Below are 22,960 nucleotides of genomic sequence, written 5' to 3' on the forward strand. Positions count from 1 at the left end.
GCCGCCCGGTAAACTGATGGCATGAGCGACAACGGAGCCCCCATTCGGCAAGAACCCTGCAGCCGTGCCACCCGCACGTCCCTGATTGCGGCACTTCTGGTGCTTGTACTTGGCGTGGCCGGAGGGCTCTGGTGGTGGTTCAATGGGCGAACTTCTTCAACCCCGGCGGCTGGCCCTTCGGCTACCGCATCGGCATCGGCTGAGGCGGGCGGAGCGGCAGGTGCGGCGTCGTCGCCCACTATCACGGCGGAAAATAGCCCCGCGCCGGTGCCCGGCCCCACGGACAAAGAAATGCGCAACAGCACGTACATCCTTCCGGATGTGTGTTACACCAAACGCAACCCGCCCGCGCCCGTGACCGTGGCGCACGGGAAGATTCTTCCGGATCGCGAAACAGGGATGCAGCCGGGAACCATTCACCTCACCGAGCCGCTGGTGCTCGAAGGCGTGGAATATCGCGCGGTCGCGATGTCCTGCGGGGTGGGGGACCCGACCATCGGTGCCATCGGGATTTACGACGCGAACCTCAAGCTCGTTTCCTCCATCGGGAACCGCACCCACGATGATGGCGAAAACATTCGCGGCACCCACATCGCCCAAGATCACGACGGCCTGTGGTCCTTCGACATGAGTTCCATGGAATTTGAGGCCGGCCAGGCGCGCATCACGTACACGTCCTATACGCCCGTCGGCGGCGTAACTCGGGCAATGGAACGCGCGTATCCGCCGCATTCCACCACCGTGAATTTCGTGTGGAACGGCTCCGAATTCGTGCAAACCGGGGAGGTATCCTTCCAGTTCGACGGCGGGCATTCCGTGACCGCACCCACCGAAGAACGTGCGCAGGTCGACCGGCAAACCCTCGCCGCGGCAGGCGCGGAATGGGAAGATCTGCTCCCCGAACTCACCAGCGATCCGCGCCTCGCGGATGAAGAACAACGCACCGCCTCGGCCGCCGCACACCCCGTCTTCCGCGGGTGTAACGCGCGCGAACCGCTGAGCACCACCGTCAGCGGCGGGCACGTGAAAGACACCGGCGGGTACCTGAGAGAAACCGACCGCTTTAGTGGAAAAGTGCTCGGCGAAGGCGATATCGAACCGCGCCCCACCGACATCCTCTGCGTCTTTTCCGCGGACAACCCGGCTGTTGAGAATGGCGTAGCGAACTACACCTACTACCTTGTGTACGACGGCGCAGCTACCGGCACCCCGCCTCTCATCAACGTAGGCGTGCGCCCCTAGGTGCGCTGAGCTCCAGGATTCGCTGGAGGAGTTCGGGCGTATCCGTGGCGGCAGGTTTCGCGGGGGCCTAACGGCGGGTTGCCACGATATTCGCCGGCCAATCGGCCAGCTCCAGGCGTTGCCCGAAAGCCAGGCCACCCGGCTCCAGCAGCGCAGCGTGCTCGGAGCTAAGCTCCACCGGATCAAAACCAATCGCATCAATAAAAGCGGCCACCCGGGAACGCGCGGCGGCGTCGTTCCCCGCAACGGCCACCGTGCGCCGCCCCGGCGCCCCATGCGGGCGGGCCTCCGCGCTCAACTCCGTATACCCCGCATGATTGAGACTCTTGACAATAGCCAGCTCCGGATAACGCGCTTGCAGCACGGCGGTGGTGTGCTGCGCGGGCGTGGTGTTGGTATTCGCGGTTGCCTGGTCAGGTGCGGTGCTGGTAGCTGAAGCGCCGTTAGCCGAGGCGCTGTTGTCAGGTGTGCCATCAGTCGCCGCCCAGGCATTCGTGGCATCAACAACAATGCCGCTCACCCCGCTTAAATCAATCGAAGCAAGCGCAGGCTGCGGCAGCGCCAGGATGAGAATATCCGCGGTGCGGGCCAGCTCCCCAAAAGGCACCAGGCGGGCGGTCGGCAGCAAAGTCGGCAAGGTGAGATCGTAGAGCGGATTACCCGGGCGCACGCTCACCGCCAACGGGAAACCCGCCTCCGCGGCCAAGCGCCCGATAGCAGTGCCGAGCTTGCCCGCGCCCAGCAGGCCAATCAAGTCGCGGTCATTTTGCGCAGTGGTGTTCATGAAGAAAGAACGGAAAGCGCGCGGCGAAGTATTCCCGGGTGCGCGCAGCACTCCGTATACCGGCAGCGGAACGCACCCCAGACCGCCCGAAAATAAAACACATTATATCTAAGTGAGCGTAGCCTGACCTTCCTATCTTTTCCGCACGACCCGCATAACAATGGGAATGGCAACGCAACTAACGGAGGGGATTGTTATGGAGAAGTGTGCTATTGAAGCATATGAATTTAAGCATAGCGACACGTGTCGCGCAGATGCCAGCGATACCGCCCCGGGCATACCGGGAGTGCGAGGTGCCGAGGCTATGAATCGGCTCCGGGCTGGCGTGCTCGGCGCGAATGACGGCATCGTCTCCGTGGCTGCGGTGGTCATCGCCATGGGTGGCGCGCGGGCCTCAAGCACCGCGATTTTACTGGCCGGGCTCGCCGCCCTCATTGGCGGAGCGGTATCCATGGCCCTGGGTGAATACATTTCTGTCTCCTCGCAACGCGATGCCGAACTCGATGCGCTGCGGCGGACTGGTGGGGTGTGTCGGACCTTCGAAGCACTTGGAACGCCACCCGCCGAGCGTGACATCGTCTCCCCCTTCGGCGCGGCCTTCTCCTCTTTCTTTTCCTTCCTCGCCGGGGGCGCGGTTCCCTTCGCCGCCAGCTTGCTCGCCCCGCTCGGCGCCATCGCCCCGATCTGCTTCGTGGTCACCGTGGCCGCGCTGGCGCTCACCGGCTGGATCGCCGCCTGGATCGGCCAGGTCCCGCCACTGCGCCCCACCATACGCACCGCCGTGGGTGGCACGCTCGGCCTCGCCCTCACCTTCGGCATCGGAGCAATCTTCGGTCAAGTAGTGTAGAGTTCAATCAGTGGGTGAATCTGGTCTGTTATATCGCTAAGCTCGGACCAGTAGCGCACCCCCGGCCCACCGGCTCTCACCCGGCCCTCGAAAGGACCTGATATGACCTACACCTTCGGAATCGATACTTTTGGCGACGTCACCGCCGACCCCTCCGGCACCAAGCTCAGCCACGCCCAGGTGGTGCGCAATGTGGTGGCCGAAGCGGTGCGTGCCGAAGAGGTCGGCGTCGACATCTTCAATATTGGTGAACATCATCGCGACGATTACGCGATCCCCGCCCCCGATGTGGTCCTCGCCGCGATTGCCGCGCGCACCCAGCGCATCCGCCTTTCCTCCGCGGTCACCGTCCTCAGCTCGGACGACCCGGTCCGCGTGGTCGAACGTTTCGCCACCGTGGACGCCCTCTCCAACGGCCGCGCCGAACTCATGGTGGGCCGCGGCTCCTTCACCGAATCCTTCCCGCTATACGGCTACGACCTGGCCGATTACGAAGATCTCTTCAACGAAAAACTCTCCCTGCTCACCGAGCTGCTCGCCCGCAACGGCCAACCGGTCACCTGGAAAGGGGGCCCGCACACGCAGGCACTCAGCGCCGTGACCCTCTACCCGCCGCTCGAACACGGCCCGCTGCCCACCTGGGTCGCCGTGGGCGGCAGCCCGGAATCGGTGGTGCGCGCCGCGCATTACAAACTCCCGCTCATGCTCGCCATTATTGGCGGCCCGACCTCGCGTTTTGTTCCGTTCACGGATCTGTACCGGCGCGCCTGGGAGCAGTTCGGGAACGACGGCGCAGCTGAAGTCGGCTACCACTCTTACGGTTATGTTGCTCGCACCGATGAGGAAGCCGTGGCTGACTTCTTCGACTTTTACGTGGAAACGAATTCCCGGCTCGGGCGGGAGCGCGGCTGGCGCCCGCCGTCGCGGGAGGCGTACCTCTACGAGGTGAAGAACGGGGCGCTCGCGGTGGGTTCACCGGAAACGGTGGCTCGCAAAATCGCCACCGGCATGCGCGAACTGGGTGCCACCCGCTACGACCTCAAGGTGTCCTACGGCTCGCAGCCCCACGAGCAGAACCTTTCCTCCATCGAGCTCTTCGGCACCGAGGTGATCCCGCGGGTCAAGGAGCTCCTGGCCGGCGAATAACGGGGTCCGGAGTAGCTGACTTGCAGCACCTGCGAATATAAAGCAGATATAAAGCAGCGCGGCCCGGGCTGTTCTATGCCCGAGCCGCGCTCGCTACTGCGGCTACTGTGGCTACGCCGCTACCGCCGCTCTAGTTTTCGCGAAGGTGTAAGCCCTCCAGGAGGTGTGAGCCTTCCCTGAAAACGCTACTTCTCCGCGATATCTTCGACGATGTCCTTGGCCTGGTCAGCGGCGTGCTGCGCAGCTTCCTTGGCCTTATCCGCAACATCCTCGGCCGCATCCTTGGCTTCGTGCGCGCCTTCCTTGACGGCATCCTCAGCCCGGGAGCCAGCACGCTTGGCCTTATCAGCCACGTCGCCAGCTGTGCTTGCGGCGTCGTTCACAACATCTTCCGCAGTTTCCGCAACCTCATCGGCACCGGCTTGCACGGAATCTTTCGCATCTTCCGCGGGAGCCTTTACGCCGTCCACATCCTCCCAGTAGGCCTCCGCCCAGGGATCCTCCGTGGGCTGCGAGCGCTTCCACAGGTAGTAGACCGCAACACCGAGGCCGCCAACCAGCGCGATGGTGCCGAAAACCCGGCCCTTCCCGCGGGACTTCTTCACCGGTTCGGGAGTCTGAATCTCACGCGAAGCCACCCGCGCGATCTTCTGGCCGCGTTCGGCCACGGTGCCTTCACCCTTGGCGGCCTCCGCCGCGGCATGCAGGGCACGCTGGGCGCGCGGGAGGTAATCATTGCGGACGTTCTCCACGAACTCCGAAGCATTATCGCGGGCCTGCTCCACGTAGGGCTTGGCCTTCTCCGCAAGATCATTGCCCACGGCCTTCGCCTGTTCCACGTAGGGCTTCGCCTTTTCGGCCAGCTCCTGGGCGCGTGGTGCCGCCCATTCGTAACCCTGATTGGCGTAATCGCTCAGGCGTTCGCCGGCCTGCTTCGCGTAATCCTGGAAATCAGAAGCGGCGCTCTTCGCCTTGTGCTCCCACTTCTTCTGATTCCGCTTCCCCTTGAGCTGGGCTTTCTTTGCGGTGCGTTCGGCCTGGCCACGCAGCTCATCGATCTTCGCCATAATGGCGTCAACCTCCCGCTGCGCTTTCTTGGCCCGCTTGTCCGCGCGGCTTCGTCCACAAGCCATCGTTGACCTCCTACCGTTGAACCACAGAATTCTCCTGCGATTGAGTACCCCTCTATTGTTTCACTTTTCGCCCCCCATTTGTCACGTGAATCACGTTTGCTTTTCGCGTGGCATAAAACCATGAGGTGTGCGAGACTTGAGCGCATGGAAGCAATTTTTCACACAAGCGAAGGCGATATTCGCGTCGAACTCTTCCCGAACGAAGCGCCCGAAACGGTCGCTAATTTCACCGGACTAGCTCGCGGTGAACGCGAATGGACCAATCCCGCCACCGGTCAGGCTTCGACCGATCCGCTGTACAACGGAACGATCTTCCACCGCGTGATCTCCGGTTTCATGATTCAGGGCGGGGATCCGCTCGGTAACGGCACCGGTGGTCCCGGTTATACGTTCGACGACGAAATCGCTCCCGGCCTCAACTTTGACTCCCCCTACGTGCTGGCCATGGCCAATGCCGGGACCCGCTTCGGCAAGGGCACCAACGGTTCGCAGTTCTTCATCACCGTGGCTCCCACCCCGTGGCTGCTCGGCAAGCACACCATCTTCGGGAAGGTTGCCGATGAGGAATCCGTCAAGGTTGTGGATAAGATCGCCGCGGTTCCCACCGGCGGGAATGATCGCCCGCTCAATGACGTGGTGATTTCCTCCGTCGAGGTTATCGACTAAGCGATACGCAAAATTCCGCATACGTGATGAGCGGGGTGGTACCCAGGTACCGCCCCGCTTTTGTGTGCTCTGCCTGCCGAGCTGCGGGCCGTGCTTCCTGCCGCGCACCGGAACACTCACTCAACACTCATCCCAACACTCAACTTAACACTCACATACATGAGTGTTGAGTTGAGTGTTAAGTTGAGAGCTCGTAGGATGGCGCTATGCGCATCCCCACAACAAGCGAGGAAACGGGTCGCCTTATTGAGGGTTTTCGCCAGCAAGGGCGCGATTCTCAGCACATTGAAGTGAAAGCGGCCGCCCACGGCTTGCCCAAAAGTATCGTGGAGACCCTCTCGGCATTCAGCAATGGTTCGGGTGGCTTGATTGTTCTTGGACTCGATGAGGCCCGCGGCTTCACACCGGTTCCTAAGTTCCCGGCAGCGCGGATTTACGATGCGCTCGCGGGGGTATGCAGCGATAGTCTCACGCCTCCGGTTCGCGCGGATATCGCCATGGTTCCCTATGGAGACACCGCTGACGGCGACACCACGCTGGTCATGGCCACGATCCCGCCGCTCCAGCCGCGCGATAAACCCTGTTATGTCACCGCCCGCAATGTGTACGGCGGATCCTATATCCGCACCGGCGATGGAGACCGCAAACTTTCCGCCTACGAAATTGATCGCCTCCTGGAAAATAAAACGCAGCCGCATTGGGATACCGACCTGGTGGAAGAAGCCGGTCTCGATTCCCTGGACCCGGATCTCCTCCACGCGGTCCTGGAACGCGAACGCCTCAACCACCCGCGCATTTTCGGGAAACTCCCGGACGAAACCGCGATGGAACAACTGCGCATTATCGGCACCGGCCCGGACGGGCAGCGCCATCCCACCCTGGCTGGCCTGCTCTGCTTAGGCACGTATCCCCAGGAGTTCTTCCCCCGCCTCACGGTCACCTACGCGGTGTACCCGGGATCAACCAAAGCTTCGTCGCTTTCCGGGCAGCGGCATCTGGACTCGGGGACGCTGGCGGGTCCCATTCCCGCCCTGGTGGCCGACGGTGTCGGCGTCGTCGCAAAAAATATGCGGGTGGGTGGCGTGGTGCGCGGTGCTTTCCGGCATGACCTGGTGGATTATCCGCTCGTTGCGGTGCGTGAGGCGCTCACGAATGCGCTTATGCATCGCGATTATTCGCCGGTGGCGCGCGGCACCCAGGTGCAGTTGAACCTTTACGCGGATCGTTTGGAAGTGATCAATCCGGGCGGGCTATTCGGCACGGTCACCATCGATTCCCTGGGCACAACCGGGCTGTCCTCCACACGCAATCAATTTCTGGCGCGGCTGCTGGAATCCACGCCTTTCGAGGAGGGCGGTTTTGTGGCGGAAAACCGGGGGAGTGGCTACCAGGAAATCATGACTCAGCTGGAGCGGGAAATGCTTCCGCCGGCGCGGCCCGTCGACCGGTTGGATAGTTTCAGCCTCACCTTCGAGCGCCGCCGCATGACCCCCGCGGAGCAGGGCGCCGCGGCGGGAACGTCCTCACGTGAGCGCGTTCTCGATTATCTGCGCACCCACGCCAGCGCTACCAGCCGCGAACTCGCGGGCGCTGCCGGGATTAGCCTGGGCGGAACCCGAGCCGTGCTCAATACCCTGGTGACCGAGGGGCAGGTGCAGCGCACCGAGCCTAAGACAAGTCCAAAGCAGCGTTACCGCCTCGCTCGACCTGGTGCTTAGGTGCGCTCGCGGCCCTCTCCACCGGAACACTCACTCAACACTCATCCCAACACTCAACTTAACACTCACATACATGAGTGTTGAGTTGAGTGTTAAGTTGAGAGCTCGCGGGGTGCGCCCGGTTCCACCCGGCCTCGCCTCTATCCGGTTCCGCCCCTACCCGGTTCCGCCTCTATCCGGTCCCGTCCACCCGGTCACACCCGCGCGCCGTCCGGTACGCTTGATTCAGAGTTGTCGAGCGGGATGACCGCGCAGAGAGGCCGAAAGTGCACAACGTTCCCAAGAAGCGCCGTCTTCAGATCCGCAAACCCGTCCCCTATGTCACCATCACGCTGATCGTGGTTAACGTGGCGGTTTTGCTGGCCCAATGGCTCGACGCGCGCGTGGGGCAAATCCTCATTTTCGCCCCCGGCATCGCCCACGAGGAGCCCTACCGCTTCATCTCCTCCACGTTCATGCACGCCGGCTTCACGCATCTGCTTTTCAATATGTATGCGCTGTGGCTGATCGGTTCGGTGCTCGAGCGCATGATCGGCTGGTGGCGTTTCCTAGGGTTGTACCTGCTCAGCGCGGTGGCCGGCAACGTCATGGTCCTCTACACCGTCTCCACCGACATCGACTACTACACCGGCACCGTCGGCGCATCCGGCGCCGTCTTCGGCATTTTCGCGGCGATGTTCGTGGTGCTGCGGCGTTTCGGCGGCAGCTTCACCCAAATGGCCGTGGTCATCGCCATCAACCTCGCGATCAGTTTCCTGCCCGGCACCAATATTTCGTGGCAGTCCCACGTGGGCGGACTCCTCATGGGCGCGCTGCTCATGGCCGTGATTTCGCGCAGGCGCCACGTCTCCCGCGCGCTCACCGCCCGCGATATTGCGGTCTTGCTGCTCGGTGCGGCATTCCTGGTGGCCGCGATTTTCTTCGGGTACCGGTAGGGGCACGCCAAGCTGCGCCGTCGTTCTTTCTTTTTACGACGACGCCGCCACTTCGCAATCCGCACCCAAATAACATCGATGTAATTATCCACAGGGTTATCCCCGGTTGGGGATAACGGGCCGCTTAGCTGGGTGTGTGCGCCGGGCTGTGCTGGCCTGGGCGTAAGCGCGCTCCGGCGAGTGGGCCGGGCGGTGTGCTGACCGTGCCCCGCGACTTCGCGACAGTGCGCAGGGTCACTTATTTTTGAATGTGTATGCATATATTCTGAAAATTACCTGGGAGCATAGCGCTGATCGAAGGAGACATATATGCGCACAACAGCACTCATGTTGGCGGGAACGCTTCTCGCCCCGCTGGCAGTCCATGCCCTGCCGGCCGCCACCCCGAATGAGCCAGCCCGGTTGGTCTGCAATGCGGGGATGATGTCACCGGACCAGCTGCGGGCTTGCCTGGCGAAAGCGATTCAAGATCGCGATGCGGTCGTCGCCGAATTGGAAGCCAAGGGAATTGACGTGGCCGAAGCGCGCGAGCTCGCGCAGGAATGGGCCAAGGCTGAGATGGAGCGCAGCACCTGGGAAGCGCGCTATGTCCCAGAAAAGCTTGCGGTCGAAAACTATGATGAGATCAAGAAGAAATACGATGACGCCGTTGCCAAACTAGCGGCAGCGCAGCGTGCATTTGACCAGGCCCAGGCAGAATACGATGCAGCTACCCAGCCTGATCCGGCGGCCGTGGCCGCGGCGCAACGGCAGATGGATAGCGCGAATGCTGCCCTCGAAGCCTCCAAGAAGGAAGCCCAGAACCGCTGGAACCGCGGATCGCTCGGATTCTTCGAGGCCATGGGCGATACTGCTGCGGTCGAAGTGTTTTCTGAAACGGATACCATCAACGATGTTCCGATTCCGCAATACACCCGTTTTGGACAGCCCGGGGATGCCACTAATCTGGACCTCATGCGCGACTCGATTCAGCGCGTGAATAAGCTCAATGAACTGCGGGCGCGCCACGGGCTCGCCCCGCTCAAGATCTCCTCCGCTCTTATGGCTCGCGCCCAGGTCAATGCCAATGTGAATGTGCACGGTGGCTTCTTCGATCACGTGGGTGGTTTCAATTACGGCGAGAATATCGCCGCCATGCCCAGCCGCAGCGGGGATCCCTTCACCATGTGGTATGACCAGGAGAAAGCGGAGTATGACCGGGGCGTGCGCGATTATCCGAAGATTGGGCACTACCTCAATATTATTCAGTCGGAATATGTGGTGACCGGCTTCGCCATCGCGGATTACGATGCGCATCCCACGTACTTCTTTGGCAATACTTTCGGGCGTGGGGATCGGTTTAGCCAGAGCTACCTGCCCGGATACACCACCGCGGAGTACCTGGCTCGCCTGGACGGATACATCGGTAGCGCCCGGGAAAATATGACCCACGGGACCCCGGAGGCGCGCCGCGCGGTGGTGGAAGCGCAGGACGCTTTCCAGCGCGCGAACGCCGGCAAGGAAGACCCGGCCGCGCGGGCCAAGCTCGATGCCGCTCGTTCTCAACTTGAAACTGCTCGCCTCGTCCATGTTGTTGTGAAGCCCGAATATGATGGCGCGGTCAAGGCAAAGAAGAATCTCCCGGAAACCAAGAAGGCCTGGGAAAAGGCCGTGGCGCGTTTCAAGGAAGTTGATGCCAAACTTGCCGAGGCCGGTGATCTCATCACCAAGCTCGCCAAGGCCGAAGCTGAGGTACTGCGCGCTCAGGAGCGGGTGAACCAAACCAGTACCCCGGTTCCGGTGCGTCCGGCCGATACCGGCAACGTCTTCTACGTATCGAATGACTGGACATCCACGCAGGCTTCCTCGGTATTCTCCTACGGCCGGGCGCGCGATGAGGTGCTCGTCGGTGACTGGAACGGGGATGGCACGGATACCTTCGCGGTGCGCCGCGGGAACATGATCTACGTGAAGAACTCCGTGGACGGCGGCGCCGCCGATATTGCCTTCAGCTACGGGCGCGTGGGCGATGAGATCCTCGTGGGTGATTTCGACGGCGATGGCCGCGATACCTTCGCGGTGCGGCGAGGCAACACCTTCTACGTCCTCAATTCCCTCCACAGCGGGAACGCGGATCAGGTTATTAACTACGGCCGCTACGGAGACACCGTGTACGCCGGCGATTTCAACGGCGATGGCATCGATACTTTCGCCGTGCGCCGCGGGAGCACCTACTTCGTGAAGAACCACATTGCCTCGGGAATCGCGGACCATGTATTCGCCTACGGGCGTGCTGGCGATGCCACCATCCTGGGTGATTTCGACGGCGATGGCCGCGATACCTTCGCGGTGCGCCGCGGCAACACCATCTACGTCAAGAACTCGCTGGGTGCCGGGAACGCCGATTCCGTTCTCAGCTACGGGCGCGTGAGCGACGAACTGTACGTGGGTGATTGGGACGGCAACGGAACCGATACCCCGGCGGTGCGGCGCTAAGTTCGCCCGCGTGGTGCCGGCCGGGTCTGCGCCCGCCGGTGCTACCCACGCCGGCCTGCGCTGAGTACACCAACTAACCGCAAACACAAAAAGGGGGCGGCCCGCCAATCGGCGCGGCCGCCCCCTTCATTCGTACGTAGTATTCCTAAAGCGCCTCACCCAGGCTGGTGCCGACGGCGCGCGCCGCGGCCACCCAGGGGTGATCCACCGGGACCAGCTTGTCCTTCCCGGCTACGTCCTCCAGCGGCACCGGCACCGCCTGCCCGTTCTGGGAGGCGATCATCACGCCGGATTTCCCGTGCGCCACCACATCGGCAGCCGCACTTCCCAGCACGGTTCCCAGCAGCCGGTCGGCGGCGTCGGGAATCCCCCCGCGCTGCACGTAGCCGAGGATCGTCACGCGCGCTTCCAGCCCGGTGGCTTCCTCCAGTTGCTGCGCCACCAGGAAAGTCGATTCGCGCTCGTTTTCCTCAATGGAACGCCGGTGGCTCTTCGCCGCCTCCTTCGCCTCCGGGGTGGGGGCGTGGCGCACCAGGTCATTCGCGGCGGCCAGCTGCGCGGCCACCGGAATCGAATGCGCGCCTTCGGCCACGGCCACCACGGAGAAAGGCCGCCCGTTTTCCGCCCGCCGCCGAATCGACGCCGCGCACGACTCAATCGAATACGGAATCTCCGGGATGAGAATAATATCGGCACCCCCGGCAATCCCGGCGCCCAGCGTCAGCCACCCGGCGCGATGCCCCATAAGCTCCACCACGATAATGCGGTGATGAGAGTGGGCGGTGGAATGAAGCCGGTCGATAGCATCGGTGGCGATGGACAGCGCCGTCGAAAAACCGAAGCTGGTGTCCGTGTGCATAATGTCGTTATCGATGGTCTTGGGCAGGTGGATCACGGGAAGCCCGGCCTGCGCCAGCCGGTTCGCGTTCTTCGCGGTCCCGCCCCCGCCGATGCACACCAGCGCGTCAATATGCTCATCTTCGAGGTTCTGGGCGATCTGCGGGATCATATCCACGTACCCGCCGTTGCCGTCCGGGAACTTATGGACCTTATCGCGCGAAGTCCCCAGCATGGTGCCGCCCTGCGTCAAAATCCCGGCCAGGGAATCCGAATCCAGCGGCATATAGCGGTTATTGACGAGCCCGGTAATACCGTTGCGGTATCCCACCAGCTCCATGCCGTATTTACCCATCGCGGCTTTTCCGAAACCGCGGATGGCGGCATTGAGCCCGGGGGCGTCACCGCCGGCAGTGAGGATACCGACCCGTTTCACTGCTTTCCCCATCGGCTACTTCCACCCCATTGTCATGAGGAAGCCCACGATCATGAACCCGAAGCCGAGGAAAAGATTTCCGTTATTCCACCCCGGAATGGGGAAACGGCCGCCGGTCACGTAGGCCAGCACCACCACGATGAGCCCGATAATCATGAGCGTGCACATCACCGGCGCCCACCAGCTCGGCGAGCGGCGATCCTTCTGCGCGACCTTGTGGGAGCGCTTGGCTGCTTCCTTTTCCCGGCTGGCCTGCGCCTCAATATCGCGCTTGGTGCCGGGGCGGCGCACATTCTTCGCCGAGGGCGCAGCGCTCTTGCGCGACTTCCGAGCCGGGGCAGCGCTGCCGGCGGCTTCCGAAAGTTCGGGTTCGTCGTACTGTTGATCTGTCATGTTCTACCTTCCGCGGATCCTTCCGCCCCTAAGCCTAACGAAGTAGCGCGCCCGGTGGCGCACCATATCGCCCGATTCCTCTGGTATTTTTTCACAAAAGCCGGCGCGTGGCCATGTGCGCGGGCGCTCGCGAGTGGCGCGCGGGCGCGGGGCGGCGTCGTCGTAAAAAATGAGGGGAGTTATCTCACCGCATTTTTCGAGCCGGAACCACTATTCTGTTTCTAGTACGAATCCGGTGGCAGTGGAAGGTGATACTATGCGCGAACAGCAGCCCGAACGAGGGCGTCGTGCGGGGCGGCGTGCGGCGGAAGGAAACGCTGCTCGCGCTCCGCGGCACGAAGCTGTGGGGCGCTACCGTCCGGCTACCGCCGGTGCCGGGACGCCCGGTGCAGGTGCAACCGGTGTTGGTACGACGGCGCAGCTTCCCGCGCAGGCCGCCACCGCCACTCTCACCGCAACCCGGCCGGCCGCGCCCGCGCGGCGCCGCGGCGGCATCCTCAACGCGATTATCGGCGTGATTGGCGAGCTGCTCATTACCGCGGGAATCGTGGTGGGCCTCTTTATTGTGTGGCAGGTCTACTGGACTGACCTGGGCGCGAACCGCGATCAGGCCCAGCAGATCGAGAACGTCAATAAGCAGTGGGGCGATCCGCGGGGGGCCAGCAAGGTGGGGACCCCGCGCACGGATGCCCCGCCGGCCGCGGACCACGTGAATCGCACCGGGGACCTGGAAGGCATTATTTACATCCCGCGCTTCGGCGCCGACTGGCGTTACACCGTCAAATACGGCGTGGACCTGGAAGCCGTGGTGGATACCGGCAGTTTCGGGCATTACCCGGATACCCAGTACGTGGGTGAGGTCGGCAATTACGCGATTACCGCGCACCGGCAGACCTACGGCGCGGCCATGCGCGATGTGCCCGAGCTTCAGCCCGGCGACCCGATCATCGTGCAAACCAAGAACGCCTACTACGTGTACAAGGTGGGCGAACACGAGGTGGTGCCGCCCACGCAGGTCGGCGTGCTGGCCCCGGTGCCGAATCATCCGGAAGAGGCACCCACGCAGCGCATCCTCACCATCACCACCTGCCATCCGCCCTTTGTGTCCAGCGACCGCTGGATCACCTACGCCACTCTCGATCATTGGGTCGACGCCGCCGAGGGCGCCCCGGCGGAGCTGGTGAAGTAGGCGGCCGGCGCCCATCAAGAATCTTTCTCGTCAAGAGCAGAGAAACGGAGCACGTAATGTACGGATTTATTTGGCGGCACTTGCCCGGCCCGACGTGGCTGAAGGTCATCGAGGCCCTCATCATCATCGCCGCGATTGTTTTCGCGCTGTTCGAGTGGGTCTTCCCCTGGGTGAATACCGTGTTCCGCCCGCAGGACACCACCATCAGCCAGTAGCCCGCGCGAGTCTGGCTCCAAGTCGGTGCTAAGGCGGCTCAACTCGGCGTCGGACCACCCCTGGAAACAAAGTGGTACTGGAGCTACAACCAACGGCCGGTTTTCTGTTCTGGAGTACCACTTTCTTTTCCGGGCCGAGCCGGCGGCCTAAGGAGGGAACAAACCGTGCATTCTGGACCGTTAGGGGTGCAGAATGTACATCCCTGACAATAAAACAGGGAAAAACTGTCGCCCACGTACATTTCGTTGGCTAGCACAATGCCTACTTCTTCCCCAGGAGTATACAAGCGTAGACAGCTCCGGGGAGGTGCTCGCAAAATGCAACCTCTCGGCGTTGGCACCGACAAATAGCAACACCACAACGCCAGGGCTCACAGAATGCAACCTCTCGGCGCGGAAGCTCTCAAAAAGCAACGCCTCGACACGGAGGATCTACAGGATGCAACGCTGTGGGCCGGGAGCGCACAAAAAGCAACGCCAGTGCATGATTCAAAAAAGTTAATGTAGCTGTGGTTGCTTTTTGCGGACTAGGCCGTTCGGAACCGCGCCGTGCCTGACCTGACATAGAGCTAGGCCGTGCTGTCCGAAACCGGCCGCTAGCTACCCGTACTTACCCGTTTCCCTGGCCGGTGGGAGCGGGATTGGGATGGGCGCCGCCGCCCGAACCGCCGGAGCCACCCGATCCGCCCGAGCCGGAGCCGCCGGAACCTGAGCCGGCCGGCGGAGTGCTCGGGGTGGGAGTGGGCGCCGGGGCGATGCCCACGGTAATGCGCATCTCGGTATCGCGCTGCACCACGGTGCCCGGGGCGATGCTCGCATCCACAACCTTGCCAACCTTGGCCGGGTCGCTGACTTCCTGCTCGCCTTGGCCCACCACTGTGAGGCGAGCATCGCGCAGCGCCGCCCGCGCCTCATCCACGCTCATTCCGCGCACATCCGGAACTGCCACATTGCCGCTGGCTACCTGCAGCTTGACGGTGCTGCCCGGCTTCACGCTTTCACCCACATTCGGGCTGGTGGACACCACCCGGTCGCGGTCCTCGCTCGGATCATTGACCTGCTCCATGCCGCCCACGGTCAGCCCGGCCGCGCGCAGCGCCTGGGAAGCCTGATCCGTGCTCATCCCCACCACATCGGGAACCTGCACGGCCGAGGGTCCGGAGGAGAAGTGCAAGGTCACCCGGCTACCCACATCCACGGTGCTCCGCATTGCCGGGTTGGAGGACACGACCAGCCCCTTGTCCACGGTATCGCTGGACACATCCGTGCCGCGCACGAATTCCAGGCCCAAGCTAGTCAGTTGCTGGCTGGCCTGCACCTCGGTCCACCCCGTCATATCGGGGATCGTCACCTGCGCCACCGCGGTCTCGGTGGGCTGCGGCTCGGCAGAGTCGCCCCGGCCGGAGAGGAAGAACCAGCCCAGAATCCCCAGGGCGATAACAAGCAAAGCCACCCCGCCCCAAATGAAGGGCGCATTGGACTTCTTCTTCACCGGCGGTTGTGCGCCGGTTGCCGCCGGGTCATAGCCCGGATAGCTCCCGGTGGGGTAGCTGCCCGTGGGGTAAGCCCCAGGATAGGCGCCCGTCGGGTACCCGCCCGGGTAGGTGGGCGCGCCGCCCGGCTGCGTCGTCGTACTAGAAATTGCACCGGCACCGGCGCCTCCGTGTCCGCCGGCACCCGCACCGCCCGCGGCACCGCCGGGGCTTCCGGCAGTCGCGGTGGGATAAGCAGTAGTGGAAGCGGGGCGTGTATTAGCGGCCGAATAAGCTTGCGTGGCTGCGGTTGCGGCATTCGCGCCGGCGGCACCGCCAAGGCCCGCGGCGCCCGCGGCACCCGCCACACCGGCTCCCGCAATAGCACCGGCCCCGGCGCCCGCGATACCAGCCCCCGCCCCGTAGGCGTTCCACGAGGAAACCGCCGGGGCGTCCACGCCTTCCCCGCGCGCCGCCGCCAGCAGATCCGCGCGGAATTCGGCGGCGTCCTGGTAGCGGTCCTCGCGGCTCTTCGCCAGGGATTTCATGACCACCCGGTCGATGGCGTCGGGAATATCGGAAGCGATCTGGGAGGCCGGCTTCGGGGTTTCCGAGACGTGCTGGTAGGCCACCGCCACCGCGCTATCGCCCACGAAGGGCGGCCGCCCGGTGAGGAGCTCGTAGAGCACGCAGCCGGTGGAGTACAGGTCCGAGCGCGCGTCCACCACTTCGCCGCGCGCCTGCTCGGGGGAGAGGTACTGGGCGGTGCCCACCACGGAATTGGTCTGCGTCATGGTGGCGGCGGAATCGGCGATGGCGCGCGCGATCCCGAAGTCCATGACCTTCACCTTGCCGCCGGTGGTGAGCATAATATTGCCCGGCTTGATATCGCGGTGAATGATGCCTTCGTGGTGGGAGTATTCCAGCGCGGAGAGCACGCCCACCACGATCTGCACGGCCTCGCCGATGGGCACCGGGTCCCCGCCGTGCAGCAGGGAGGCCACGGTGCGGCCCTTGACGTACTCCATCACGATATAGGGCAGCGCCAGCTCGGTGCCGCCCGCGGAGGTCACGGTTTCCTCGCCGGTGTCGTATACGGACACGATGGAGGGGTGGTTGAGCGCGGCCGCCGATTGGGCTTCGCGCCGGAAACGGGCCAGGAAGGTGGCATCCTGCGCCAGGTCGGTGCGCAGGATCTTAATCGCTACCGTGCGTGAGAGCCGGGTATCGTAGCCGAGATGTACTTCGGCCATACCGCCTCGACCGATGATGTCGCCCACCTGGTAGCGGTTGCCGAGTACGCGGGGGATATCATTCACGTCGCGTCACCTTTCTGCTGAGCATTTGCTTAGTTCACCTTAGCTTCAAGTACTGTGCGGGCAAGGGGTGCGGCAACGGAGCCGCCGTCGCCATTCCACACCGCATTGCCCGAATTTTCCACGATCACGGCCACGGTATAGGCCGTGTCCCCGATGGTCGCATTCCCCACGAACCACGCGTGCGGGGGGATATCGTTCGTGATTTCCGCGGTCCCGGTTTTCCCGGAAGTTTCAATCCCGGGGAGCGTGAAGAGGTACCCGGTGCCGTGCTTGACCTCATCCACCATCATCTGGTGCATAAAGCCGGCGGTTTGCTGGCTCATCGCCCGGGAGAGCACTTCCGGTTCGCTTTCGCTCACGGGTTCAAGATCCGCGGTGAGGGTGCGGCGCACCAGATTCGGTTTCATCACGACGCCGTCATTAGCAATCGCCGCCCCAACCATCGCCATCTGCATCGGGGTGACCCGAATATCGCGCTGCCCGATGGAATCCATGGCGAGCGCGGCGGCATCTTCCGGCGCGGGGAAACGCGAGGCGGACACAGGTAGCGGCGTGGCAAGCTCGCTATTGAAGCCGAATTTTTCGGCCTGCGCCACCATTTTTTCCGGGCCCACCTTGATCCCGCCAATCGCGAACGGGGTATTGCACGATTGCGCGAAAGCCTCGGTGAGTTTCACCTGCCCGGAGCCGTCCCCGCAGGCGGCCTGCCCGGGATTCCACATATCGTGCGTGGTTCCCGGCGGCACGAACGTGCGCGGGGCCTCCACCAGCGAATCGGGGGTGAGCCCGAGGTTTTCGATCATCGCGGTGGCGGTGAGGAGTTTGAAGGAGGAGCCGGGTGCGTATTGGTCGCCGCCGGTGGCCCGGTCGATGAGCGGCGTGGTGGGGTCGGCTTCGAGGGCCTGGTAGTTCTCGCGCGCGGCCGCGGTATCGTGCGTGGCTACGCCGTTCGGGTCGAATCCGGGCGTGGAGACCTGCGCCAGAATATCTCCGGTGCGGGAATTAAGTACGACGACGGCGCCGCGCTGGTTACCCAGCGCGGCGGCTGCGGCCTCCTGGAGCTGGGGGTCGATAGTGAGCTCAACGCCCCCGCCCTGGGGTTGGGAGCCGGTGATGAGTTCTTCGATACGCTGACCGGCCAGGGAGGAATCCGAGCCGCCCAGCACGGGGTTCATGGCGCGTTCCAAGCCCGTCATCGAGTTATGAGCGATGGAGTAGTAGCCGGTGAGGTTCGAGTAGATCTCCGGGCGCTCGTAGACGCGCAGGTAATTGTAGGCATCGTCGATGGGTTGGGAGGAGACGATGGATTCCCCGGCCACGATAATGGGACCGCGCTGGGTGCCGTATTCGCGGTAGAGCGTGCGCACATTCCACGCGTTGGCATTCAGGCTGGCGGCCTGGAAGAACTGGATTGCGGTGGTCGAGCCGGCCAAGCCTAAGAACATGACCGCGATGACCGCGACGAGCTGGCGGATAGGGCGATTCACGGGCGCACCACCTCCGTGCGAGCGCCGCCGGCCGAGCTTCCCGGGCCGCGCGGGGCGCGGCGCGCGTCGTCGTCGCCCTCACCATCGCCCTCATCAGCGTTCCCACGCAGGATCGCGAGTTCGTCGGTGGTGGGCAGCGGGCGGGCTTCTTCGGGGCGGCGCGCGGTGTGCGACATGCGGATAAGCAGCGCGATAATAATCCAATTCGTCAGCAGCGCCGAGCCGCCGTGCGCGAGGAAAGGCAGAGCCAGGCCGGTGAGCGGGATAATGCGCGTCACCCCGCCGATGACGATGAAGCATTGCAGCCCGAGCACGAAGGAAAGCCCGGAGGCGAGGAGTTTGCCGAAGCCGTCGCGTGATTCCAGGGCGACCCGCATGCCGCGGCTGATAAGAAGCAGGTAGATGCACAGGATGGCGCCCACGCCCACCAGCCCGAGTTCCTCGGCAAAGGAGGCGTAAATGAAATCGGAATGCGCCGCGTACACCAGGTTCGGGTAGCCGCGCCCGAGCCCCGCGCCGAAGAGCCCGCCGGAGGCCATGCCGAAGAGCCCCTGAACCACCTGGTAGGAGCCGCCGACGGCATCATAAAGTTCGGGGTCGAAGGGGTTGAGCCAGATGGCGAAGCGCGCCTGCACGTGGGAAACCGTGGTGGAAATGAACCACACGCCGCCCACGGTGAGGAGGCCGCCGATGGCCAGCCAGGAGACCTGCTCGGTGGCCACCCACAGCATCGCCACGAACAGCCCGAAGAAGAGCAGCGCGGTGCCGAAATCGCGTTCAAAAACGAGGACGCCCATGCACAGCGCCCAGGCGATGAGCACCGGGAGGATATGGCGGGCTTTGGGCAGGCGAATCCCCAGGACTTTCGGGCCGGCCAGCGCCAGGTTATCGCGTTCGGTCACGAGGTAGGCCGCGAAGAACACCGCGAAACAGATTTTCGCGACCTCCGCCGGCTGGAAGGACATCCCGCCCACCGCGATCCACAGGCGCGAGCCGTTGAGGGTGCGGCCCAGCGGGCTGAGCGGCAGCAGGAGCAGCACCACCCCGGCGATGAGGGAGGTCCACATGTAATTTTGCAGCACCCGGTAATTACGCACCGCGAGGATGGTGATGGCGAAGAACACCAGCGCCCCGGCCGTGAGGATGAGCTGGCTGCGGGCGTGGTTGGTATCCGCGGCGGCGTCCACCCGGTAGATCATGGCCAGGCCCAGCCCGTTGAGCGCGATCGCGCAGGGGAAGAGCACCGGGTCGGCGTAGGGGCACAGCGCGCGAATGAGCAGGTGACAGGCGAAAACCAGGGCGGCGCCGGCGCCCACCACCAGCGCGAAGCTCGGCGGCAGCGCGGCAGTACCCGCTCCGGCAGCATCCGCTCCTGTAGCAGGCGCTCCGGCATTGCCCGCGCCGGTATTACCCAGCCCGGTCCACACCAGGTAATAGGCACCCACCCCGATGGCTCCGGCCAGGAGCAGCAGGGTGATCTCGGGCCAGCGGCCGCGGCGCGTGCGCGGGGGAACCACCGTGCTCATCGGTTCTCTCCCGGGTTCGCGGGGGCGGGGGCGTTTGCGGCGGGTGCCGGCGCCGGCTGTTCTGGCGCGGGCGCGCTCTGCCCGGGTGCCGGGGTGGTCGCTCCCGGTGCCGGCGCGGCCGAAGCGCTGGGCGCGGGGCTCGCGCTCGCGGGCGCTGGCGTAGCTTCGTTGTTCTGGGCTTTTTGTTCACGCAGGGCGGCGACGACGGCGCGCGCTTCGCGCAGCGAAGCGCGCGTGATGGGTGTGGCTAGCCGATCTTGGGCCACCGGGGTGAGGTCACGGACCTGAAGATCAGTAGCTTCCGCTGCGTGGGAGAATTCCAGCGGGCCGAGCCGCTGCGGGATTCCCCGGTAAATCGTGACGATGCCATTGTTATTGGCCACGTAGTAGCGGCTTTGGGTCCAGCGGTAAGCGCCAAAGAGGCCGGCCACCGCCAGGCCCAGGATGGTCAGAATAACAGCCAGGCGTGCTCCCCAGCGCGCGCGGGGCGCCCCCTCCGCCCCCGAGTTTCCGCGGCCTGCACCGGATCCGCGGCCGGCATTACCTGCATCAGTCGCGGAGCTATTTTTCGCGTTTTTCTTGGCGCTTACCTTCGGGTGGGCACTTCCGGGCGCGGCGGTGGAATCGCTTGAGCTGTTGGACACCCCGGGAGTTTCACTATTGCCGGCATCGTTGTGGCTACCCGCACTAGCGCCGCCCGCAGCACCAGCCGCATCAGCGCCGCCAGCCCCGGCACCTGCGCCAGCCCCGACATTCGCATTCCGCGTCAGCGTCGCCGCTTTGGCGGCCGCGGAATTCCCCCCGCGGGTGGGCCGCCGGTAATCGCGCGCCGCCGAACCCACCACGATCGGCTGGGAGGGCAGCGGGCTGGTAAGTGCGGCGTCGTCAATAACATCCGCAAGAATAACCGTGACGTTATCGGGCGCGCCGGCCGCCAGCGCCAAATCAATGAGATGTTCGCCCAGCTGGTGCAGATCCGGGATCGCGCACATGGCGTGCTCGATGGTGTCATGCGCGACCACGCCGAACAGGCCGTCCGAACACAGCAGCCAGCGGTCCCCCACCCGCGCTTCCCGCACGGATTCATCCAGCTCCACCTCGCCGGGAGTATCCCCGAGCGCCCGCATAATCACATTGCGCTGCGGGTGGTGCTCAGCTTCCTCCGGGGTGAGCCGGCCGTGATCCACGAGGTACTGGACCAGGGTGTGGTCATGCGTAACCTGCCCGAGCTTCCCATCCCGCAACAAATACGCCCGCGAATCACCAATATGCACCATCGCGAGCTTATTCGAGGCGCGCAGCATCGCGATACAGGTGGTGCCCATGCCCGCCATTTTCGGGTTCTCCGCCACGAGCGCGAGCATATCGTCATGCGCGGCCTCCACCGCGCGGCGCAGCAGCGGCAGCAAATCATCGGCGGCGTGCACATCATCCACCGCCACCAAATGACCCACCGTCACCGACGAGGCGATATCCCCGGCGGCCGCCCCGCCCATCCCATCTGCCACCACGAGCAAATGAGGCGAGGCGTAGCCACCGTCCTGGTTATTGGAACGAACCAGGCCGACATCGGAAAACGCCGCGTAGCGTAGCTGAATACTCAAACTTGTAGCTCCATCGTGGTTTCCCCCACCTGAATAACAACGCCGGGGTCCAGCGCGGCCGAGCCGTTAATGCGGATCCCCCCTACCAGGGTACCGTTTGTTGAGCCCAGATCCTCCACCCAGCGCCGGCCCTCCGCCGCGAAAATCCGGGCGTGATGCCCGGAAGCATACGTGTCATCCAGGACGAGCGTGTTATCCGGGGCGCGCCCGATATAGACCGGTTGCGAGCTGAGCGGCACCGCGGTTCCCAGCAGCGGACCGCCGGTCACCACCAGGTAGACGGGCCGTTCGACGGGCGCGGCAGGCGCTGCGGGGGAGTCGTTTTCCGCGGGGGCGGGCGCGTGGATGCTGCGGCGTCGTGCCGAAAGAAGAGAAGAACGACGGCGCACGTCCGTTCCCAGCACATCGCGGCGCACCGTCAGCACGACGGCGAAAATGAACAGCCACAGCAGCGCTAGAAAACCGAAGCGCAATAAGGTTATTGCGAGATTCATGAGGCGGAGGCCGTTCCGGTCCAAAACATAATGTGGGTGCGGCCGATGGTGATGGTATTGCCGTCCACCAGGGTGGCCGCGCTAATGCGGTGGCCCTCCACGAAAGTGCCGTTCGTGGAGTTGAGATCCGTGGCGATCACGCCGTTCGGGGTGACCTGGAGTTCGAGGTGGTGGCGGGAGATGCCAGAATCGTCCACGCTGATATCGCAATCGGAGCCGCGGCCGATGATTGCGGTGGTGCCGGTGAGGAGGTAGCGGTCCCGGCCCACCTGGATGAGCGGGTTTTCCTCCGTGCCGGCGCTGCGAGTGGCCGGGGCGATGGCGCCGCGCTGCGTGGTTGTCCGGGTGCGTGCTGTTCCTTCGCGCAACTGGGGATCCTCCTCGAATGTGATCTCAATCGGGCCGACGAAAAGATAGTCCTGTTCGGTGGCGTATTCCACCGCGGAACGGGCGAGTTCCTCGCGGAGGGCTTCCTGGCCCCAGGAATCCACCCGGGCCAGATCCGCCGGGGCGAGCGCAACAGTAAAAACATTCGGGGCGACGGTGCGGTCGCGGGACAGCTCCGCGGCATCGCGCGTCATGGCCTTTTTGATGTCGGTGAGGATTTCCACCGGCTTCAGCTCGGACTGGAAAACGCGGAACGCCCCGGCGACGGCGTTCTCCACTCCTTTTTCAAACTTCCCGAGGGCGCCCATGGCCCTGCCCCTTCCCTATTCCTGTTCGCTTCTGTAGCTTCTCAGCCTTTGTAGCTCGTCAAGCTTCCGCGGCCGCTGAAGCTTCGTGAGCCTGTGTAGCTTCGTGAACCGTTGCGGCTTCTCAAGCTTCTGTAGCGCTCAGCCTGTGTAGCTCGTCAAGCCTCCGCGGCTTCTATAGGCGACTGTAATCGCCCGCGCCGGTGCGCCGCTACCTTCCGCGCCGTGAGCGGAGCGGGTAGTGGGGCGACGACGCCCAGCTGGCAGTGCGGCGCTGCGACGCGTCTCACGTAAATTCGTGCTGCAAAAACTTGGACTAATCGGGGATGAGACGATAAGCTCATACGTGC

19 protein-coding genes are annotated in these 22,960 nt (G+C 64.0%); 9 read left to right on the forward strand and 10 right to left on the reverse strand.

Going from position 1 to position 22,960, the window contains the following annotated elements:
• Positions 1–21: 21 nt before the first annotated feature.
• Positions 22–1,242: a hypothetical protein gene (locus tag ACRQHG_RS05265; protein WP_435719685.1), complete on the forward strand. Its 1,221-nt coding sequence runs from the start codon at positions 22–24 to the stop codon at positions 1,240–1,242.
• A gap of 67 nt (positions 1,243–1,309) precedes the next feature.
• On the opposite strand, the gene ACRQHG_RS05270 is transcribed toward ACRQHG_RS05265, so the two are convergent.
• On the reverse strand, positions 1,310–2,026 hold the full coding sequence (locus ACRQHG_RS05270; RefSeq protein WP_435719687.1) for an NADPH-dependent F420 reductase: 717 nt from the start codon (positions 2,024–2,026) through the stop codon (positions 1,310–1,312).
• 304 nt (positions 2,027–2,330) lie between these two features.
• On the opposite strand from ACRQHG_RS05270, the gene ACRQHG_RS05275 reads away from it, so the two are divergent.
• Both ACRQHG_RS05275 and ACRQHG_RS05280 read left to right on the forward strand, forming a co-directional pair.
• Positions 2,331–2,873 carry a VIT1/CCC1 transporter family protein gene (locus tag ACRQHG_RS05275; RefSeq protein ID WP_435719688.1) on the forward strand — a complete coding sequence of 181 codons (543 nt, stop codon included), beginning with the start codon at positions 2,331–2,333 and terminating at the stop codon, positions 2,871–2,873.
• A 102-nt stretch (positions 2,874–2,975) separates the two neighbouring features.
• A complete protein-coding gene (locus ACRQHG_RS05280; protein WP_435719689.1) occupies positions 2,976–4,019 on the forward strand; it encodes an LLM class flavin-dependent oxidoreductase in 1,044 nt (347 codons plus the stop codon).
• 185 nt (positions 4,020–4,204) lie between these two features.
• On the opposite strand, the gene ACRQHG_RS05285 is transcribed toward ACRQHG_RS05280, so the two are convergent.
• On the reverse strand, positions 4,205–5,152 hold the full coding sequence (locus ACRQHG_RS05285) for a hypothetical protein (RefSeq protein ID WP_435713197.1): 948 nt from the start codon (positions 5,150–5,152) through the stop codon (positions 4,205–4,207).
• A 144-nt stretch (positions 5,153–5,296) separates the two neighbouring features.
• On the opposite strand from ACRQHG_RS05285, the gene ACRQHG_RS05290 reads away from it, so the two are divergent.
• The 4 genes from ACRQHG_RS05290 to ACRQHG_RS05305 all read left to right on the forward strand — a co-directional run bounded on the left by ACRQHG_RS05290 (position 5,297) and on the right by ACRQHG_RS05305 (position 10,946).
• Positions 5,297–5,818 carry a peptidylprolyl isomerase gene (locus tag ACRQHG_RS05290; RefSeq protein WP_435713196.1) on the forward strand — a complete coding sequence of 174 codons (522 nt, stop codon included), beginning with the start codon at positions 5,297–5,299 and terminating at the stop codon, positions 5,816–5,818.
• 206 nt (positions 5,819–6,024) lie between these two features.
• A complete protein-coding gene (locus ACRQHG_RS05295) occupies positions 6,025–7,536 on the forward strand; it encodes an ATP-binding protein (protein ID WP_435713195.1) in 1,512 nt (503 codons plus the stop codon).
• 266 nt (positions 7,537–7,802) lie between these two features.
• Positions 7,803–8,471 carry a rhomboid family intramembrane serine protease gene (locus tag ACRQHG_RS05300; protein WP_435713194.1) on the forward strand — a complete coding sequence of 223 codons (669 nt, stop codon included), beginning with the start codon at positions 7,803–7,805 and terminating at the stop codon, positions 8,469–8,471.
• A 309-nt stretch (positions 8,472–8,780) separates the two neighbouring features.
• Positions 8,781–10,946, forward strand: a complete 2,166-nt coding sequence (locus tag ACRQHG_RS05305) for a CAP domain-containing protein (protein ID WP_435719691.1) — start codon at positions 8,781–8,783, stop codon at positions 10,944–10,946.
• A gap of 145 nt (positions 10,947–11,091) precedes the next feature.
• On the opposite strand, the gene ACRQHG_RS05310 is transcribed toward ACRQHG_RS05305, so the two are convergent.
• Entirely contained in the window at positions 11,092–12,231 is a 1,140-nt protein-coding gene (locus ACRQHG_RS05310; protein WP_026428940.1) for a 6-phosphofructokinase, read from the reverse strand.
• A 3-nt stretch (positions 12,232–12,234) separates the two neighbouring features.
• Positions 12,235–12,612, reverse strand: coding sequence for a cell division protein CrgA (locus ACRQHG_RS05315; RefSeq protein ID WP_435713192.1), 378 nt, complete (start codon positions 12,610–12,612; stop codon positions 12,235–12,237).
• A 256-nt stretch (positions 12,613–12,868) separates the two neighbouring features.
• Between ACRQHG_RS05315 and ACRQHG_RS05320 the strand changes: the two genes are divergently transcribed.
• Together ACRQHG_RS05320 and ACRQHG_RS05325 are read left to right on the forward strand one after the other, a co-directional pair.
• Positions 12,869–13,801, forward strand: a complete 933-nt coding sequence (locus ACRQHG_RS05320) for a class E sortase (protein WP_435713191.1) — start codon at positions 12,869–12,871, stop codon at positions 13,799–13,801.
• 56 nt (positions 13,802–13,857) lie between these two features.
• On the forward strand, positions 13,858–14,016 hold the full coding sequence (locus ACRQHG_RS05325; protein ID WP_016442087.1) for a hypothetical protein: 159 nt from the start codon (positions 13,858–13,860) through the stop codon (positions 14,014–14,016).
• Between the two features lie 610 nt (positions 14,017–14,626).
• On the opposite strand, the gene pknB is transcribed toward ACRQHG_RS05325, so the two are convergent.
• From pknB to ACRQHG_RS05355, 6 genes are read right to left on the reverse strand one after another with little or no spacing between them, the layout of a single operon-like run.
• Positions 14,627–16,807: a Stk1 family PASTA domain-containing Ser/Thr kinase gene (gene pknB / locus ACRQHG_RS05330; RefSeq protein ID WP_435713190.1), complete on the reverse strand. Its 2,181-nt coding sequence runs from the start codon at positions 16,805–16,807 to the stop codon at positions 14,627–14,629.
• Positions 16,808–16,836: 29 nt separating this feature from the next.
• Positions 16,837–18,294, reverse strand: coding sequence for a penicillin-binding transpeptidase domain-containing protein (locus tag ACRQHG_RS05335; protein WP_435719692.1), 1,458 nt, complete (start codon positions 18,292–18,294; stop codon positions 16,837–16,839).
• Positions 18,291–19,820: an FtsW/RodA/SpoVE family cell cycle protein gene (locus ACRQHG_RS05340; RefSeq protein ID WP_435719694.1), complete on the reverse strand. Its 1,530-nt coding sequence runs from the start codon at positions 19,818–19,820 to the stop codon at positions 18,291–18,293. The genes ACRQHG_RS05335 and ACRQHG_RS05340 overlap by 4 nt, the downstream gene beginning before the upstream one ends.
• Positions 19,817–21,424: a PP2C family protein-serine/threonine phosphatase gene (locus tag ACRQHG_RS05345; protein ID WP_284897469.1), complete on the reverse strand. Its 1,608-nt coding sequence runs from the start codon at positions 21,422–21,424 to the stop codon at positions 19,817–19,819. Before ACRQHG_RS05345 ends, ACRQHG_RS05340 begins: the two co-directional genes overlap by 4 nt.
• Positions 21,421–21,918 carry an FHA domain-containing protein FhaB/FipA gene (locus ACRQHG_RS05350; RefSeq protein ID WP_087070128.1) on the reverse strand — a complete coding sequence of 166 codons (498 nt, stop codon included), beginning with the start codon at positions 21,916–21,918 and terminating at the stop codon, positions 21,421–21,423. Before ACRQHG_RS05350 ends, ACRQHG_RS05345 begins: the two co-directional genes overlap by 4 nt.
• Complete coding sequence (locus ACRQHG_RS05355) at positions 21,915–22,613, reverse strand: FHA domain-containing protein (protein WP_087070127.1); 699 nt, start codon at positions 22,611–22,613, stop codon at positions 21,915–21,917. Before ACRQHG_RS05355 ends, ACRQHG_RS05350 begins: the two co-directional genes overlap by 4 nt.
• Positions 22,614–22,960: the final 347 nt, after the last annotated feature.

The sequence above is a fragment of the Actinotignum vesiculae genome (assembly GCF_051267215.1).
Lineage (GTDB): Bacteria > Actinomycetota > Actinomycetes > Actinomycetales > Actinomycetaceae > Actinotignum > Actinotignum schaalii.

Excerpts from the sequence above, each read along its gene's own strand:
- ACRQHG_RS05265 (WP_435719685.1), top strand. The coding sequence starts at position 22 with ATGAGCGACAACGGAGCCCCCATTCGGCAAGAACCCTGCAGCCGTGCC.
- ACRQHG_RS05270 (WP_435719687.1), bottom strand. The coding sequence starts at position 2,026 with ATGAACACCACTGCGCAAAATGACCGCGACTTGATTGGCCTGCTGGGC.
- ACRQHG_RS05275 (WP_435719688.1), top strand. The coding sequence starts at position 2,331 with ATGAATCGGCTCCGGGCTGGCGTGCTCGGCGCGAATGACGGCATCGTC.
- ACRQHG_RS05280 (WP_435719689.1), top strand. The coding sequence starts at position 2,976 with ATGACCTACACCTTCGGAATCGATACTTTTGGCGACGTCACCGCCGAC.
- ACRQHG_RS05285 (WP_435713197.1), bottom strand. The coding sequence starts at position 5,152 with ATGGCTTGTGGACGAAGCCGCGCGGACAAGCGGGCCAAGAAAGCGCAG.
- ACRQHG_RS05290 (WP_435713196.1), top strand. The coding sequence starts at position 5,297 with ATGGAAGCAATTTTTCACACAAGCGAAGGCGATATTCGCGTCGAACTC.
- ACRQHG_RS05295 (WP_435713195.1), top strand. The coding sequence starts at position 6,025 with ATGCGCATCCCCACAACAAGCGAGGAAACGGGTCGCCTTATTGAGGGT.
- ACRQHG_RS05305 (WP_435719691.1), top strand. The coding sequence starts at position 8,781 with ATGCGCACAACAGCACTCATGTTGGCGGGAACGCTTCTCGCCCCGCTG.
- ACRQHG_RS05310 (WP_026428940.1), bottom strand. The coding sequence starts at position 12,231 with ATGGGGAAAGCAGTGAAACGGGTCGGTATCCTCACTGCCGGCGGTGAC.
- ACRQHG_RS05315 (WP_435713192.1), bottom strand. The coding sequence starts at position 12,612 with ATGACAGATCAACAGTACGACGAACCCGAACTTTCGGAAGCCGCCGGC.
- ACRQHG_RS05320 (WP_435713191.1), top strand. The coding sequence starts at position 12,869 with ATGCGCGAACAGCAGCCCGAACGAGGGCGTCGTGCGGGGCGGCGTGCG.
- ACRQHG_RS05325 (WP_016442087.1), top strand. The coding sequence starts at position 13,858 with ATGTACGGATTTATTTGGCGGCACTTGCCCGGCCCGACGTGGCTGAAG.
- ACRQHG_RS05340 (WP_435719694.1), bottom strand. The coding sequence starts at position 19,820 with ATGAGCACGGTGGTTCCCCCGCGCACGCGCCGCGGCCGCTGGCCCGAG.
- ACRQHG_RS05350 (WP_087070128.1), bottom strand. The coding sequence starts at position 21,918 with ATGAATCTCGCAATAACCTTATTGCGCTTCGGTTTTCTAGCGCTGCTG.
- ACRQHG_RS05355 (WP_087070127.1), bottom strand. The coding sequence starts at position 22,613 with ATGGGCGCCCTCGGGAAGTTTGAAAAAGGAGTGGAGAACGCCGTCGCC.